The sequence below is a fragment of the Clostridioides sp. LIBA-2809 genome, assembly GCF_056688965.1.
Map to the genome: position 1 here is coordinate 2561096 of NZ_CP197004.1, position 16380 is coordinate 2577475.

Genomic DNA, 16380 nt, shown 5'->3' on the forward strand with positions numbered 1-16380 from the left:
ACTTTTTATGCTAATAATCAAAGGTCTGAGTTATGTTCCTATATGTTTAAATTCAGTGGAAGTACAATATGCAGTAGTACTCAGCATCAAGACATCTTTAACATCTACCATATTATGTCTTTTATTAGCTGTTCCAACAGCTTACTTTTTACATATTACTAAATTACCATTTAAAAAACTAATTATACAGATAATAAATCTTCCGATGTCTCTTCCTCACCTAGTATCAGGAATTGCTCTTTTACTTTTGTTTGGTAGAATGGGTATTGGAGATTCCATTTACAAAATTCTTAAACTTGATTTTGTGTTCACAAGACAAGGAATAGTTTTAGCTCAGGTATTTGTAAATCTGCCACTTACTATTAAAATACTTCACACTTCATTAAGTGAAGGTAATGAAAAAATGATATTTGTTGCACGTACTCTTGGATGTAATAGTTGGGAGGCATTTAAGTTTGTAATTCTTCCAAATCTAAAAATTGGAATAATATCTGCAACTGTAATGACTTGGTCAAGAGCACTTGGTGAATTTGGTGCAGTAGCTATGATAGCAGGGTCTACACGTATGAAAACTGAAATTATACCTACTTCAATATATTTAAATATGTCTACTGGTGATATAGATATTGCAATAGGTATAGCTGTAATTTTAATATTTATATCACTTACATGCTTGATGTTCTTTGAGATATTTTTTAATAGAGAGGTTGATGAAAACTAATATGTTGGAAATTAAAAATTTATCACTTGATTTGCCTAATTTTAAGTTAAAAAAAAATAGTTTAAACATTAATAACCACGAGTACTTTGTTTTATTAGGCTCCAGTGGTTCAGGTAAAACTCTATTTCTAGAAACATTAGCAGGAAGATACTCATCTGCTAAAGGTGATGTAAGATACAAAGAAAATTTAATATCAAATTTGCCTCCAGAAAACAGAAATATAGGATTTGTATATCAAAACTTTGAACTCTTTCCAAATATGAGTGTTGAAGATAATATAAGATTCCCACTTAAATTGAGAAAAATATCTAAAGATGAGCAAATATTTAAAGTTAATCACTTATCTAAGTTAATGCAGATAGAAAATATAAAAAACAGGTATCCTAAAAATTTAAGTGGAGGAGAAAAACAACGAGTTGCATTTGCACGTGCATTGATAGGTGAGCCAGACATATTACTTCTAGATGAGCCTATGAGCTCATTAGATTATATTACAAAAAAACATATAAGTAAAATACTAAAAGATGTTTACTTAAAGTACAGACCAACAGTGATTCATGTTACTCATGATATTTCTGAAGCAATGTTTTTTGCTCATAAGATAGGAATAATGAACAATGGAAAAATAAACCATATTTTTGAGTTAAATGAACAAGTAAAACAGAAAGGAGAGTCTTTTTTCTATGAATATATTTGATACCTTGAAAGATTACTTATTAGAACACGTTGACAAATATAATTTAGATATGGATATGATAAGTATTGTATCTAAATCTCTATCTGCTAAAGAAGCAATTGGAAATACCAAACGTAAAGATTTTCCAATTATAGTTGGTAAAGAAATAATGCTTGAAGCCGATTTTAAAGGAGCTAAAGGACAAGCATTTACTTCTACACCATCTACATTTGAAGGTTCTTTGAAAGAAATACTATCATTAGATTTACATGGTAGCTCTCATGATAGAAGCCTTTTTATAGCATCATTAAATGCGGTTATGAAGTACTTAGGCATGACAGATAGAACCATTCACTGTAAAAATAATGAGCCAGAAGTATGCGCAAAGAACTTTCCTAAATTTATAAAAAATGAATTTGATAATCCAAAAGTAGCAATTATAGGATATCAACCAGCTATAATTGATAATATTAAAGATTGTTTTGAAACTAGAGTATTAGATTTAAATCCTGAGTTTATAGATACTATTCAGTACAATATTAAGATTGAAGATGGCATACGAGATTATGAAGATGTAATATCTTGGGCTGAGATAATCATTTGTACAGGAAGTACATTATGTAATAACTCAATCATAAACTTTATATCATTGAATAAACCAGTTTACTATTATGGAACTACGATAGCTGGTGCATCAAGTATTTTAGGACTTAAAAGACTCTGTTTTTGTAGCAAATAATCAATTATACTAATAAGGAGTGCACAAATATCAATGTGCACTTTTTATATTTATGCCTAGATTCCTATCAATTCCCCATTCTTTTTATTAGTTTTACATATAAATATTTTTTTAAATTTTAAACTAGTAAAAAAATTTTATTCCATTAATCCACTCTATATTTTTTAGGATTTGAGAAATAATTTTTAGGATTTTGTTTGATAATATAACTAAGACAGCTTTCAGGAGATGATTAAATGACACTTAAGAATAAAAAATTTACTATAAATAAGTATGGAATTTTATCTATCATTTTAATTTTATGCTTGATTTTAACAGGTTTCAATAGTTATGTGAATTATAGTAATAGAAAATTTAAAGATTATGTTGTCTTCTATGTACAACATCAAGATGATGAAGTATTGTGGGCTGGAAGTGCTATTGTAAACGCTATAAAAGAAAGAGGAAAAAATCATGTATTTGTAGTTTTGGTGTCTACTGGATGTGGTATATCTGTTTTTAATAAATATAAAAAATATGAAAATCTTACAGACATACAAAAATCAGAGTACAGAAATAGAGAATTTTTAGCTTCTCTTAACAATCTTGGAGTAAAAAGAGAAAATATAATATTATTACCAGAAAAAAATACACATGGTAATACTGATTTCAATTATATGGAGAAAATTGCTCTCACTTTTGAAGAAAATCTCAAAAGTGTAACTCATATAGCACATACCTACAAGTTAGATGACCATTTACAACATTTAAAAAATGGTTCTGTTATCCAAAATTTATATAATGCTGGTCAGATAAAAGATGTTAAATATTTTGTAAAACCCAAATTTGCTGATAAGATAACTTTTAATAATAAGATAGTTTACAAAGCTCATTCTTCTGAAGATTATGAAAAAGTAAAAAATGCTTGTGAACAATATAAGCTTGTTGACGAGTTAGAATGTAGAGAAGGTATCGGCTACAAATCTGACCATAAATCATTTGATGAATTACTTAGTGATAAAAACGTCCCTGCTATACTTCATACTCCTAATTTATAATATTCATTTTAACTTAATTCATGATAAAGATATTTATTTGAGATTTTGTAATATAGCACTTTTTTGTGCTATACTACCTTTTCTCGTTTACTTATGATATTTATTCTAATCAAATTTTGTTTCCCAATTCTTATCTCTATATGCTTCAAAGCACATCTCTATTTGCTTTTGAGTATTTTTTTCTTCTGCAAGTAAAGGTAATTCATCAACTGTAAAATAATCAAATCCAATTGTTTCAATATTTTCTATAAATTCTCCACTAATTACCTCACAAAGTACAAATACTTTACATACTCCATAAGCGTATGTAGGTATGTTATGCTTATTTCTATCTTGTATAGCAATAATTTTCTTTGCTTTTACCTCAAGACCAGATTCTTCTCTTACTTCTTTCACTGTGTTCGATTCGATAGATTCAAGCACATCAACCCATCCACCAGGCAAAGACCACTTACCATTATTTTCATGGACAAGTAGTATTTTCCCATCTTTAAATATAGCTGCCCTCGTATCTAATTTAGGAGTTTGATACCCTTGTTCATTACAAAAAAGGGATTTAATTTTTTCAATTGGAATATCAGTTTTATAGCTCAACATTTCTGCTGATATATTTCGTAACTGTTCATATCGTTCTATATCATATACATCTTTTGAATATGTTAAACCACATTGAGCAATACTCTGAATCTCCATAGCCCATTTTAGCCAAGGTTCTGATAAAATAGTATTTTTAGATGTTCTAGTAAGTTTATATGACATGATAATCTCACTTCCTTTGTTTATTTCCTATATTCTACCATATGAATACATCTAAATTGAAGAATATAAACATGTTATCCTTAAAATCTATAAATTTTGTTCTTAAATGTTTTATATGTATTTATAATGAACTACATCAAAATAATTATTTGTTATAAATTCTTAATAATTATGAAACTCATTTGTTATTTATATTTGTTAATATATCTTTATACCTAAGAAATTAATAAATCTAAAACAAGGTAAGGAGTGTGATAAATTATACTAAACACTTTCATAAACTTTTAAGTTCATATTAATATAGACGTCTATACTTCAACATTTACTATATTCATTAGCAATATAAAAATACTAGTTTTATTTCATAATGAGTATGCTTACTGTTTTCTAATACCTGTTTTTAGTATAAAATAAAAATTGGTTAAAATAAAATTTCAAGGGGGATTAATAAATTGATTCAAAATATATTGGTTGTGGATGATGATAAGGAAATAGTTGATGCTATAGAATTCTATTTAAGACCTGATAACTTTAATATTTTAAAGGCATATGATGGATTGGAAGCATTAGATATATTGATTGGAAATGATGTTAAATTAATAATAATGGATGTAATGATGCCCAATTTAGATGGACTTAAAACTACACTTAAGATAAGAGAAAAAAAGAATATTCCTATAATACTCTTGTCTGCAAAATCAGAAGATATGGATAAAATTATAGGTCTGAACATGGGTGCTGATGACTATATAACTAAACCATTTAATCCACTAGAACTTACTGCACGAGTAAAATCTCAACTTAGAAGATATATAAATTTAGGCGATTTTAGCAATTTAAACAATTCAAAGGATACTAATTATATTCTAAAAAGTGGTGGTCTAGAGTTAAATACAGATACAAAAATAATTTCTTTAGATGGCGAGGAAGTTAAAATGACACCTATTGAATATAAAATACTTACACTTCTTCTATCAAGAAAAGGTAAAATTTTCTCTTCTCGCGAGATTTATGAAAATGTCTGGAATGAAGATGCTTTCAGCTGTGAAAGAACAGTTGCTGTTCACATCAGAAGAATTCGAGAAAAAATTGAAATTAATCCAAAAGAACCAAAATATTTAAAGGTGGTGTGGGGTATTGGTTACAAAATTGAAAAACTTAATTATTAATGACTCTAAAGCAAAATTTATTTTATTATTATTACTATTTCTATTAGTTTCTATATTATTTGAAGCAGTTTATGATTTGAATAATAACTTTGTTTATAATATTAACTATTATTATAGAGACTTTGCTATACCTTGCTTTTATTTTTTCGGCACTTCTCTGCATTTATCAAAAACAGAGTTACAGTTTTTTTGTATAGGTATTATACTATCAAGTTTTTTACTGACTATACTATGTTTTACATTGTATAAAAAAAATAAACAGACTAAAGTCAAATTCTTAGAAAATGTCATAAATATTTTTTCTAAGGTAAAAATAGAACTTACACTTATCTTAATTTTGATACTATTATTCTTAAGGTTTCATGCATTTACAAGTACTAAAATGTTTTATAATACTAATTTAACAATCTACAATTTTATCATTATATCTATAGTCTACATAATATATGAAAATATTAAACATAATAGCTATAATCTAAAAGATATGTCTATAACATATATATTCTTTTCAAACTTATTTAGTATGTATAATAGAAAAACTATAAATAAAAAATTAGCTATAGTATTTTTAATATCTATAGTTATACAAGCTGTTATTCAATATCTAGTTTTGATATTATTTATGTACATATATTACACTGAGGCAATAGCTATAGTTATTTTATTTACACTTGTAAACACAATTTTTCACTTTTATATATATAACTTTTTAGCTTCCAAGTTTAATTATGTAAACAACATATCAAAGAATATAAAAAATATTGAGAATGGAAATTTAAAATACAAGCTAGAAGTAATAGGAGACGATGAAATATCTGACTTATCCAAAAGTATAAATAATATAACAGATGGTCTTGAAGCTGCTGTAGATTCTAATATAAAAAATGAAAGGATGAAAACAGAACTTATCACAAATGTATCTCATGACTTAAAAACTCCACTTACATCTATATTAAGCTATGTAGATATGTTAAAAAATAATGAATTTGATAAAGAAACTATAAATGATTATATAAGTATTTTAGATAAAAAAGCACAAAGATTAAAGTTATTGATAGAAGATATATTTGAAGCTTCTAAACTCAGTAGTGGTGATGTAGAATTTAATATAACAAAAACTGATATAAGGGAACTTTTAATTCAGAGTACAGTAGAGTTTGAAGATAAAATTCAAAGTAGTGATTTAGATTTTATAATAGAAACACCAGAACATGCTGTATTTACTATGATAGATGGTAAAAAAACTTGGAGAGTTTTTGAGAATCTAATTAGCAATATACTAAAATACTCTATGCCAAATACTAGAGTCTATATAGATATGCTTGTAGAAAAAGAAACTATAATATTAACATTTAAAAATATTTCAAATGACAAATTAAATTTAAAACCAGAAGAACTGCTAGAAAGATTTAGAAGAGGTGATATATCTAGAAAAACCGATGGCTCTGGTCTTGGTTTATCAATAGCTCAAAATATAATTGAATTAGAAGATGCGAGCATGGAAATAATTATAGATGCTGATTTATTTAAGGTAATGCTTACTTTCAGAAAAATTAATTAATATAAAATTATATAAGGTTGTAAATTGTAAGATAGCTGTCATTTTGTATTACATTACAAATTGTATTACATTACAAAATAGTTATATTGCAACTTACAACCTAAAAAACTTTGTTAATATATAGTCCTGTCTTTGCCTAATTTTTTGGCTTTATATAATTTTTTGTCTGCTTCACTTAAAAAAATTTCGAAAGAACTAAAATTTTTCCACTCAGAGATACCAATACTTACAGTTATTTTATGTCCTATACCTTCGAAGTTATATTCAAGTAAATTACTATGGACCTTAGATTCTATATACAGTGCTTTCTCTATATTTTCTGATAAGATAATAAACTCATCTCCACCATACCTTCCAGAAAATAAGTAGTGAGATTCAAATGATTGAACCATATGACCTACCGCTCTTATAACTTCATTACCTATTAAGTGTCCATAATTGTCATTTACACTTTTAAAATTATCTATATCAATTATCATTATTGCATATTGTTTAAAATTTTCTTTAATAGCTTTTCTTATATTTCCAATAATTGCTCTCTGGTTTAATAAACCTGTTAATTCATCAGTGATGGCTAATTGCTGTAGTTTTTTATTTGCCTCTATTAACATAACTTTCTGTGCTTCTATTTCCCTCGTTTTTTCATGAACAATTGCTTCTAATCTATTATTTTCTGCTTCCATCAAACTTATTGGAAAATACTCCCCTACCTTCTGTAAGTCATTTGCAACAGAAGTATGAACACTACTTATTAATATCTCCCCTTCACATTCGATACATAAATAGGTTACTCTTATTTCTACTTGAAAATTATAGCCTTTCCTAGTTTTCTTACCAACCAAATATTCGCCAAACACCATATATAAATTTTTTGAATATTCTCTACTATCCAGCCATAATTTCTCTATGCTAAAACCTTCTGGAGACTGTTTTACATATGCCTTTAATAACTGTTCTACTTCTTCTATACTATTCCCTACTTCAAACTTTCCAGTGCCAACCCAACAGATATTTTTATGAAAAAAAGACATACATTTTTTCACATCTCTCTCTACAAAATATGAATTTATAAATTCTTCAACTCGCTTAATATATTCACTTTTAACCATATTATTATTATCCCCTTATCATTCAACTAAAGTTATTATATCATGACATTGTATGTTTTTAAAAAAGAAAAAAACCTCCTTGGAGGTCTCTTTCTAAATGTTGGGGTTTATATTTACATATTTTTTTGATTATACCTTTTTGGTTTGATATTAATACATTTTAAATTATATTTCTCTATAATTCATCATGTATTTCATCTCTCTGTATTTATAATATCACATAGAGTTTCCATAATCAGTTACATCTCTGTTACCTAAGATTACAATTTTGTAATATTTGTAATCTTAGGTATAAATTTACATCCATTCTTTAATATAAATATATGCTTTTTATTAATCTTAAAGACCTTTTAAATCATATTTTTCTAAGAAAATTTTTAACTTAGAATAAATTTGTTCTGCTCCACCAATCTTATTTGATTCAATATTTAAAGCCAACAATGGTTCATGTAGTGATATTCTAAGTAAAAACCATCCATCACCATTTGATTCATCACAATTAACTCTTATACCCTCGAAATTATTTGGTGCAACAGACCATCCATCAATACCTTCAACATTAGAATCTAAATCTCTTAATATATCTTCTGCATATGGTCTAAAATCTTCTTTATTAATGCCTATTCTAACTTCTTTTTCTTCTTTTGCTTCTTCAAGATTTTCTATTAATTCTTCTATCGTCTTGTCTTCTAAAGACAGTTTTGCTACTTTTATTAAAATTTTAGCTATTAAGTATGCACCATCATCTAAGAAATAATTTTCTTTTAATGCTGCATGTCCAGATGTCTCTATTGCTAAATGGCATTCTTCGCCTTCACTGTTTAATCTTATGGCTTCATTTATTACATTTTTATATCCTCTTTTAAACCTATGATGTCTTCCTCCTAATTCATTTATGAACTTAGCAAGACCTTCTGAAGTAATAGAATCAGTTACTATAGCTGTTTTTGGATGTTCTTCTAATATTATTGATGATATAACAGCTATAAGGGCATTTTTATTTATTGGTTTGCCATTTTTACCTACAATAGCAGCTCTATCTACGTCTGTATCAAATATTATTCCTAAGTCGCTCTTATTATCCACTACTGCTTTACATATGCTTTCCATTGCTTCTTTATTTTCAGGATTTGGTATATGATTTGGGAACATACCATCTGGGTTCAAAAATTGACTACCTGTTGTATCTGCTCCCAGTATGTGTAAAACTTTTTCAGCAAAAAATCCTCCAGCTCCATTTCCTGCATCAACTAATATCTTAAGCCCAGAAAAAGGCTTTTCATAGTTTTTACTTGAATTTACACCCTTTCTAATCTTATCTATTAATAAATTAGAGTAATCTTCTATTAGATTTTTTACTACCACTTCACCTTTTTTATCTACTTCTTCACAATCTACACTAACACTCTTAACAGCTATATCCAACATCTCTTTTATGTCAACTTTTTCTAGACCACCATTTTCTGTAAAAAACTTTAAACCATTATAATAATATGGTAAGTGACTAGCTGTAATCATAATCGACCCATCAGAATTGTATCCATCCATAATAGTTGTCATAAACATTGCTGGAGTTGTAGCAATATCACAATCAATTACATTACAATTATCATTAGTTAAAGTTTCAATAACAGTATTTCTAAATTGGCTTCCTGTTATTCTAGAATCAGTTCCTATAGCAACAGTTACCTTATCTTTCTTCGTCTTTTCTTTTAGCCAAATATGAAATGCTTTAGCTATTTTTTTTACTTCTTCTACAGTTAGATTAACTTCCTTAGAATCATTTTCATATGCTATTCCTCTAATATCAGTACCATTTTGCAGTTTATATAGGTCACCCATAAAAAATTCTCCTTACTTAATTAAAATTTTTATTAAATATTGTAAAATTTCTCTTTTCTATCTAAATTCTTCACTATTAAACAGAATTTTATTATAATTTTATCACATAGTTACTTTATACTTTCTTTTAGCTCTTTTATCTTATCTTTATATGAAATGGGAGGTTTATCATTAAATAAAGCTGAAGTACCTACAACGTATACATCTACTTTTTTACCATTCATAAGTTTGATAGTATCTTTATTTATATTTCCATCAACTTCTATAAATGGAGGATTATCATAATCTTTTAGTATCTCTGTAAGTTTATCCAACTTATCAAGCACAGAAAGATTAAACTTTTGACCTGCAAATCCTGGATTTACTGTCATTACTAAGATACCCTCAACCAAACCTATATATTCTTCTATTTTATCCACACTTGTTTGAGGACTTATTGCTAGCACTGGTCCTATACCATAATCTCTTAACTTTTGTATATCTGCTTTTACATCTGCACTTGATTCTACATGAAAAGAAATATATTTTGGTTTTATGTAAGACATCATATCAATATATTTATCTGGAGTTTCTGTAGCTAAATGAATATCTAAAGGTATCGTTGTATTTTCACTTATTGATTTTAATAGTTCTGGACCCATAGCCAAGTTTTTAACAAATATTCCATCCATAACATCACAATGAAGTAGTTTCACATCTGCTTCTTCAAGAGCTTCTAACTCCTTTTTTAACTTCATTTGGTCTGCACACATTATTGAAGCACAAATAATAGACATAACTTTCCTCCTCGTTATAAATTTTATATACTTATAAGTTTTCTTTTTCTATGTCATCAATCATTTGTAGTCTTCTTGCATGTCTTTCTCCATTATAACTTGAATTTAACCATTCTTCAACAATTCTCATTGCCAATCCTTTTCCAATAATTCTTTCCCCTAAACAAAGTACATTTGTATTATTATGTTCTCTAGTAGCTTGAGCTGAAAAACAATCTGAAACAACAGCAGCTCTAATTCCCTTAAACTTATTTGCTGCAATAGACATACCAATCCCTGTTCCACAACAAAGTATACCTAAATCTGATTTTTTACTTTGAACATTTTGGCTTACCTTTTTTGCATATATTGGAAAATCAACACTTTCTTTTGAATTTGTCCCTACATCTTCAATTTCTATACCTTTATTTATTAAGTTTTCCTTTATATATTCCTTTAATTCATAACCACCATGGTCGCATCCAATAGATATTTTCATTAAACAACACCTCTTTTTATAAATTTGTTTGCTTATCTTTATAATATTTTAAATTATCATAAAAATAAAGTACCGTAAAAATAAAGCTGTCCCATTGTAGAAATTTCTTTCTATTTTTAAGACAGCTTTAATTGATTTATATTAAATCAATTTGTTAATTGGATATATTTATATCTATAACAATTCTTTTATGTTTTTTACTATATCTTCTGTAGTTAATCCATAATGTTTTAATAAATCAGCTGGTGTACCTGATTGACCAAATACATCTTTAACACCAATTCTTCTAATCACTACATCTTTAGTTTCTGCTAAAGCTTCACATACTGCTGAACCTAAACCACCTATTATACTGTGTTCCTCTGCTGTAATTACTTTTCCAGTTTTCTTAGCAGTCTCTTTTATTAATGCTTCATCTAGTGGTTTTATTGTAGGCATATTGATAACTTCTACGTTTACTCCTTCTTTAGCAAGTTCTTCTGCTGCTTCTAAAGCTTTTGCTACCATTATTCCTGTAGCTATTACTGTTATATCAGAACCTTCTCTTAAAACAGTTCCTTTTCCTATTTCAAATTTATAGTTTTCACTGTTTATATCAGGAGTTGCAGCTCTACCTAATCTTATATACACAGGTCCATTATAATCAATAGATGCAAGTATAGCTTGTCTTGCTTCTAAAGCATCTGCTGGATTTAATACAACCATATTTGGTATACCTCTCATTAAAGATATATCTTCTATAGCTTGATGGCTACCACCATCTTCTCCTACTGTTACACCTGCATGAGTAGCTGCTATTTTAACATTTAAATTTGGATATGCTACAGAGTTTCTTATTTGCTCATATCCTCTTCCTGCTGCAAATATTGCAAAAGTACTTGCAAAAGGTATTTTCCCACAAGTAGCAAGACCTGCTGCTGTACCAATCATGTCACCTTCTGCTATCCCCATATCAAAAAATCTATCTGGGGCAACTTCTTTAAATGTTATACTTTTTGTAGCTTTTCCTAAGTCTGCATCTAATACTACTATATCTTTATTTTCTGCAAGTTCTTTTAACACTTGTCCGTAAGCTTCTCTAGTTGCTATTCCCATTCCTATAGACCTCCTTCTAAATCTTTCAATGCTTGTTCTGCTTGTTCTGCATTTGGAGCTGTTCCATGCCATGCAGCATTATTTTCCATAAATGAAACACCTTTACCTTTTACTGTCTTAGCTATTATTACAGTTGGTTTTCCTGTAACTTTTTTAGCTTCATCAACTGCATTTCCTATTTCTTCAAAAGAATGTCCATTTATTACCATTACATTCCATCCAAAAGATTTGAATTTGTCATCTACTGGATTTACATTCATTACTTCTTCATTAGAACCATCTATTTGTAATCCATTTAAGTCAACAAATGCAATTAAATTATCTAATTTGTAATGTGATGCTGTCATTGCAGCTTCCCATATTTGACCTTCTTGGATTTCTCCATCACCTAATATAGTATACACTGTATAGTCTTTGTTATCTAATTTTCCTGCAAGTGCCATACCATTTGCTGCAGATAGACCTTGACCAAGAGAACCAGTAGACATATCTATCCCTGCTACTTTTTTCATGTCTGGGTGACCTTGTAATTTAGAACCAAATTTTCTTAATGTTATTAGTTCTTCTTTTGGGAAAAATCCTTTTTCTGCTAATGTGGCATATAAAGCTGGTGCTGCATGACCTTTTGATAGAACAAATCTATCTCTATCATCCATTTTTGGATTTTCTACACATACATTCATTTTCTCAAAATACAACACTGTCAATATGTCAGCTATTGATAATGAACCACCTGGATGTCCGCTTTTAGCTTCTGCAACCATTTTTATTATGTTTTTTCTAATGTTATTAGAATGATCTCTAAGAGTGCTCATACTTTCTTCCTCCTGTTATTTTTTAAGACCTTACATTTCTTATCCTACAGTAGATTTTACAATTTTTTTTAAAATAATACAAATGTTTTTTTAAGATTTTACTGCTACTTTTATTTCTTCTCCGTTCATTAAAGCTGTAATACCCTCTTTAAATTCGTCTAAACTAACAGTTCTTGTAACTAAAGCTTCTGTATTTACTTTTCCATTATTCATTAAATCCAATGCTATAATCCAAGAACTAGGCTTTTGTGATCTACTTCCTATATATTGTAATTCTCTTTGAACTATCGCATCTTGGTCCATTTCATTTAGTTTCTTAGCAAATATTCCAACTTGAACAAAAGTACCTTTTTTTCTAAGTAATCTTAAAGCTTCATTAACTGCTGGCATAAATCCAGAACAATCAAAGGCTTTACTTACTCCATTTCCATCAGTCATTTCATTTATTACATCTGCTAAATTTTCTTCCATTACATTTACTGTTCTATCTACACCAAGATTTTTAGCTATTTCTAATCTTTCTTTATCCTTTGTAACTCCAGACATTATAACTGTAGCACCTTGAGATTTAACAACTTGAGCTAATAATAAACCGATTGGTCCTGGTCCTATTATTAAAACTGTATCATTACTTTCTATAGTAGTCTTTTCAAGAGCAGCATGAACACAACAAGCTAGTGGCTCTGTAAGAGCTGCTGATAATAAAGATACATTTTCAGGAAGCACATGTATACTTTCCTCTCTTGATAATACATACTCAGCAAAACTTCCATTTACTTGAGTACCAATACCTTTTCTAGTTGAGCATAAGTTATAATCTTTAGTTGCACAGTATATACATTTCTCGCAAGTTGCAAAAGTAGTTTCTGATGTAACTCTATCTCCTACTTTTATATTTTTAACATCTTCTCCTATTTCTACAACAATTCCAGAAAATTCATGACCTAATGTTACAGGAGCTTTTATATTTGCATATTCTCCTTTAAATGAATGTATATCTGAACCACATATACCACTATATTCTACTTTTATTTTAACCTTGTCTCCTGTAGCTTTTGGTTCTTCTACTTCCAAGACTTCTACATTATCATAACCTGGTTTAGTTTTAACTACTGCCTTCATTATTTTTCAACCCCTTGTGGTAAAATTAATATCTTATTAAATTCTTCTTTTCTATCTCTTATCATCTCAAACGCTTTGTATGTGTCTTCAAGCGAAAATCTATGAGATACCATTTCTTTTAATTTTATTTTTCCTTCATTAACTAGGTTGATTCCTTTAGTCCATTCTTGTCCTGGGAATGGTGCTGAATAAGAATTCCAGAAACCTTTTAATTCTAGTTCTTTTCTAAATATATTTTCAAATGCTTCTTCTGATAAAGTTATATCTGAATATGCTATTCCTAAAAATCCTATTTTACTTTTCTTTTTAGTTATAAGTAAGCATTGTTCTTGAGTTATTTTTGAACCTGCACATTCAAGAGCTATATCAACACCTTTTCCATCAGTAAGTTCTTTTATTTTTTCTACTGGGTTAACATCTTTAGCATTGATTATTATATCAGCCCCTAGTTCCTTTGATTCTCTTAATTTATTATCAGATATATCAACTGCTATAATTTTTCCTGCTCCTGCTATTTTAAGTCCTTGTATTACTAATTGTCCCATTGTTCCACTACCCATTACAGCTACAGTGTCTCCAACTTGAACACCTATATTAAGTACTCCATGCATAGCAACTGCTAATGGCTCTATCATAGCTGCATCTTCAAAATCCATGTCTCCTATTGGTAATACATTTGTAGCTTTTATATTTGCATACTCTGCAAAAGCTCCAAAAGTCTTAGCTCCTAACATTCCATGGTCATCACATAGTGAAAATAATCCTCTTTTACAATATTCACATTCATTACAAGGTATAAAAGGAATTGCAACTACTCTATCTCCAACTTTTACATTCTTTACATCCTTACCAACTTCAGCAATTACTCCAGAAAATTCATGTCCTGGTATAGCTGGAACTGGATATTTCCAATGTTTTAATACTCTTGGAGGATCTGACCCACATATTCCTGCTGCCATAACTTTTATTTTTACTTCATCACTTTCACATGGTTTTATTTCTATATCTTCAAATCTCATATCATTTGTGCCATGTAATACTGCTGCTTTCACGATAAATCTCCTCCTCTTGTATTTTGTATTTTTTAAAAATTTATAAAAAATATTACTCTTTTCTAGTAGCTGCTAAATGTTAAATTTTCGCATACTTTACTAAAAAAGAGTAATCTCTATTAACTACATATTAGAATATTCCAAATGAAGAAACTAATTGAGATAATTTCAATATTCCCCATTTTAGCAAGTTACCACCTGTATCTATACTTGTAACCATTGTTGTTCCTTTTGGCATCATATCTGCTTGTTGTAATAATTGTGTATGAACATCTGCAAAGTTTGTAGCCATGTAAAGTGATATAGCTATTACTATAGTTCCTGTTATAACTGATTGAACTATATTACCTTTTCTAAAGCATACTATAAATGCCATATAGAATGGTATTGTCGCTAAGTCTCCAAATGGTAAAACTTTATTTCCTGGTAATATAACAGCTAAGAATAGAGTTATAGGAACAAGTATAAGAGCTGTTGATATAACTGCTGGATGTCCAGTTGCTACTGCTGCATCTAGTCCTATATAAAGTTCTCTGTCTCCATATTTTGCTTGTAAGAAATCTCTTATTGATTCTGAAATTGGAATTAAACCTTCCATTAATATTCTAACCATTCTAGGCATAAGTAACATTACTGCACCCATTGATATACCTACATTGAATATTCCTGCTACATCATATCCAGCAAGTGCTCCAAGTATTATACCTAATATAATACCCATCATCATTGGTTCCCCAAATATACCAAATCTTTTTTGTATAGAGTCTGGGTCTGCTTGTATTTTATTTATTCCTGGTATTTTTTCAACAAATTTTCCTACTAAATATCCAAGTGGAGCAAATGAAGCTGTTGAACCAGTTGGTAATGCTATACCTTCTAAATCGTAAAATTCCTGGACGTTTTTGGCTGTTTTTTCTGCAATAAATAGTACTAATAATTCCATTAATATCGCACAGAATATAGCCCAAATATAACTTCCTGTTACTATATATCCAACTGCACCTGCTACTATAAAGTGCCAATAGTTCCATATATCAACGTTTAATATCTTTGTTTTATTGAAGTATAATAATAGTAAGTTTACTAATAAACAAACTGGTATTAATATTGGTGCAACTGGTGAAGCCCATGTTGCTGATGCTGTTGTTGGCCAACCAACATCTATTACTGTTAAGTTAAGTCCAAATCTTTCAACCATTCCTTGAGCTGCTGGCCCTAGTGTTGAAGTTAATAGGTTTACAACTAAGTTTATACCCACAAACCCTATACCAATTGTAAGACCTGACTTTAGAGCTTTTGTAAACTTAATTCTAAATATCATTCCTAAGACTACAATTGTTATTGGTAGTATTACTGTTGGTCCCATGTTTAAAATGTATTGTACTACTGCTAATAATTTATCCATTTATAAATCCTCCTTTTTCTGTTT

At 28.7% G+C, this 16380-nt stretch carries 16 protein-coding genes; 6 read left to right on the forward strand and 10 right to left on the reverse strand.

Going from position 1 to position 16380, the window contains the following annotated elements:
* Positions 1–7 precede the first annotated feature (7 nt).
* The 4 genes from ACTG44_RS12135 to ACTG44_RS12150 all read left to right on the forward strand — a co-directional run bounded on the left by ACTG44_RS12135 (position 8) and on the right by ACTG44_RS12150 (position 3173).
* Positions 8–721 (forward strand): ABC transporter permease, encoded by a 714-nt coding sequence (locus tag ACTG44_RS12135; protein ID WP_479920514.1) that lies wholly within the window; start codon positions 8–10, stop codon positions 719–721.
* A 1-nt stretch (position 722) separates the two neighbouring features.
* Complete coding sequence (locus ACTG44_RS12140; protein WP_021385115.1) at positions 723–1418, forward strand: ATP-binding cassette domain-containing protein; 696 nt, start codon at positions 723–725, stop codon at positions 1416–1418.
* Positions 1405–2136: a Rossmann-like domain-containing protein gene (locus ACTG44_RS12145; protein WP_021385098.1), complete on the forward strand. Its 732-nt coding sequence runs from the start codon at positions 1405–1407 to the stop codon at positions 2134–2136. The genes ACTG44_RS12140 and ACTG44_RS12145 overlap by 14 nt, the downstream gene beginning before the upstream one ends.
* Before the next feature lie 236 nt (positions 2137–2372).
* Positions 2373–3173, forward strand: a complete 801-nt coding sequence (locus ACTG44_RS12150) for a PIG-L family deacetylase (protein WP_021385246.1) — start codon at positions 2373–2375, stop codon at positions 3171–3173.
* A 105-nt stretch (positions 3174–3278) separates the two neighbouring features.
* On the opposite strand, the gene ACTG44_RS12155 is transcribed toward ACTG44_RS12150, so the two are convergent.
* Positions 3279–3932: an NUDIX hydrolase N-terminal domain-containing protein gene (locus ACTG44_RS12155; protein WP_021385241.1), complete on the reverse strand. Its 654-nt coding sequence runs from the start codon at positions 3930–3932 to the stop codon at positions 3279–3281.
* Positions 3933–4384: 452 nt separating this feature from the next.
* Between ACTG44_RS12155 and ACTG44_RS12160 the strand changes: the two genes are divergently transcribed.
* Positions 4385–5101, forward strand: coding sequence for a response regulator transcription factor (locus tag ACTG44_RS12160; protein WP_021385102.1), 717 nt, complete (start codon positions 4385–4387; stop codon positions 5099–5101).
* On the forward strand, positions 5070–6662 hold the full coding sequence (locus ACTG44_RS12165; protein ID WP_044213649.1) for a sensor histidine kinase: 1593 nt from the start codon (positions 5070–5072) through the stop codon (positions 6660–6662). Before ACTG44_RS12160 ends, ACTG44_RS12165 begins: the two co-directional genes overlap by 32 nt.
* Before the next feature lie 113 nt (positions 6663–6775).
* Here ACTG44_RS12165 and ACTG44_RS12170 read toward each other — a convergent pair whose 3' ends face one another.
* The 9 genes from ACTG44_RS12170 to ACTG44_RS12210 all read right to left on the reverse strand — a co-directional run bounded on the left by ACTG44_RS12170 (position 6776) and on the right by ACTG44_RS12210 (position 16356).
* Positions 6776–7771, reverse strand: coding sequence for a GGDEF domain-containing protein (locus tag ACTG44_RS12170; RefSeq protein WP_021385188.1), 996 nt, complete (start codon positions 7769–7771; stop codon positions 6776–6778).
* Positions 7772–8110: 339 nt separating this feature from the next.
* The gene (locus tag ACTG44_RS12175; RefSeq protein WP_021385156.1) at positions 8111–9613 is read right to left on the reverse strand and encodes a phosphohexomutase domain-containing protein; all 1503 of its coding nucleotides are present in this window, start codon (positions 9611–9613) and stop codon (positions 8111–8113) included.
* A gap of 110 nt (positions 9614–9723) precedes the next feature.
* Positions 9724–10389, reverse strand: coding sequence for a ribulose-phosphate 3-epimerase (locus tag ACTG44_RS12180; protein ID WP_021385138.1), 666 nt, complete (start codon positions 10387–10389; stop codon positions 9724–9726).
* 31 nt (positions 10390–10420) lie between these two features.
* Positions 10421–10867 (reverse strand): ribose 5-phosphate isomerase B, encoded by a 447-nt coding sequence (gene rpiB, locus ACTG44_RS12185; RefSeq protein WP_021385129.1) that lies wholly within the window; start codon positions 10865–10867, stop codon positions 10421–10423.
* 174 nt (positions 10868–11041) lie between these two features.
* Positions 11042–11962 (reverse strand): transketolase family protein, encoded by a 921-nt coding sequence (locus ACTG44_RS12190; RefSeq protein WP_021385137.1) that lies wholly within the window; start codon positions 11960–11962, stop codon positions 11042–11044.
* A gap of 2 nt (positions 11963–11964) precedes the next feature.
* Positions 11965–12777, reverse strand: coding sequence for a transketolase (locus ACTG44_RS12195; RefSeq protein ID WP_021385185.1), 813 nt, complete (start codon positions 12775–12777; stop codon positions 11965–11967).
* A 90-nt stretch (positions 12778–12867) separates the two neighbouring features.
* Complete coding sequence (locus ACTG44_RS12200) at positions 12868–13899, reverse strand: zinc-binding dehydrogenase (protein WP_021385090.1); 1032 nt, start codon at positions 13897–13899, stop codon at positions 12868–12870.
* Positions 13899–14951: a galactitol-1-phosphate 5-dehydrogenase gene (locus ACTG44_RS12205; RefSeq protein ID WP_021385173.1), complete on the reverse strand. Its 1053-nt coding sequence runs from the start codon at positions 14949–14951 to the stop codon at positions 13899–13901. Before ACTG44_RS12205 ends, ACTG44_RS12200 begins: the two co-directional genes overlap by 1 nt.
* Positions 14952–15081: 130 nt before the next feature.
* Positions 15082–16356, reverse strand: coding sequence for a PTS galactitol transporter subunit IIC (locus ACTG44_RS12210; protein ID WP_021385204.1), 1275 nt, complete (start codon positions 16354–16356; stop codon positions 15082–15084).
* Positions 16357–16380: the final 24 nt, after the last annotated feature.

What these genes read in the sequence shown, in the direction of transcription:
- ACTG44_RS12210 (WP_021385204.1), bottom strand. Translation starts at nt 16,356, where the DNA reads ATGGATAAATTATTAGCAGTAGTACAATACATTTTAAACATGGGACCA.
- ACTG44_RS12175 (WP_021385156.1), bottom strand. Translation starts at nt 9,613, where the DNA reads ATGGGTGACCTATATAAACTGCAAAATGGTACTGATATTAGAGGAATA.
- ACTG44_RS12135 (WP_479920514.1), top strand. Translation starts at nt 8, where the DNA reads ATGCTAATAATCAAAGGTCTGAGTTATGTTCCTATATGTTTAAATTCA.
- ACTG44_RS12180 (WP_021385138.1), bottom strand. Translation starts at nt 10,389, where the DNA reads ATGTCTATTATTTGTGCTTCAATAATGTGTGCAGACCAAATGAAGTTA.
- ACTG44_RS12170 (WP_021385188.1), bottom strand. Translation starts at nt 7,771, where the DNA reads ATGGTTAAAAGTGAATATATTAAGCGAGTTGAAGAATTTATAAATTCA.
- ACTG44_RS12190 (WP_021385137.1), bottom strand. Translation starts at nt 11,962, where the DNA reads ATGGGAATAGCAACTAGAGAAGCTTACGGACAAGTGTTAAAAGAACTT.
- ACTG44_RS12155 (WP_021385241.1), bottom strand. Translation starts at nt 3,932, where the DNA reads ATGTCATATAAACTTACTAGAACATCTAAAAATACTATTTTATCAGAA.
- ACTG44_RS12140 (WP_021385115.1), top strand. Translation starts at nt 723, where the DNA reads ATGTTGGAAATTAAAAATTTATCACTTGATTTGCCTAATTTTAAGTTA.
- rpiB (WP_021385129.1), bottom strand. Translation starts at nt 10,867, where the DNA reads ATGAAAATATCTATTGGATGCGACCATGGTGGTTATGAATTAAAGGAA.
- ACTG44_RS12145 (WP_021385098.1), top strand. Translation starts at nt 1,405, where the DNA reads ATGAATATATTTGATACCTTGAAAGATTACTTATTAGAACACGTTGAC.
- ACTG44_RS12150 (WP_021385246.1), top strand. Translation starts at nt 2,373, where the DNA reads ATGACACTTAAGAATAAAAAATTTACTATAAATAAGTATGGAATTTTA.
- ACTG44_RS12200 (WP_021385090.1), bottom strand. Translation starts at nt 13,899, where the DNA reads ATGAAGGCAGTAGTTAAAACTAAACCAGGTTATGATAATGTAGAAGTC.
- ACTG44_RS12195 (WP_021385185.1), bottom strand. Translation starts at nt 12,777, where the DNA reads ATGAGCACTCTTAGAGATCATTCTAATAACATTAGAAAAAACATAATA.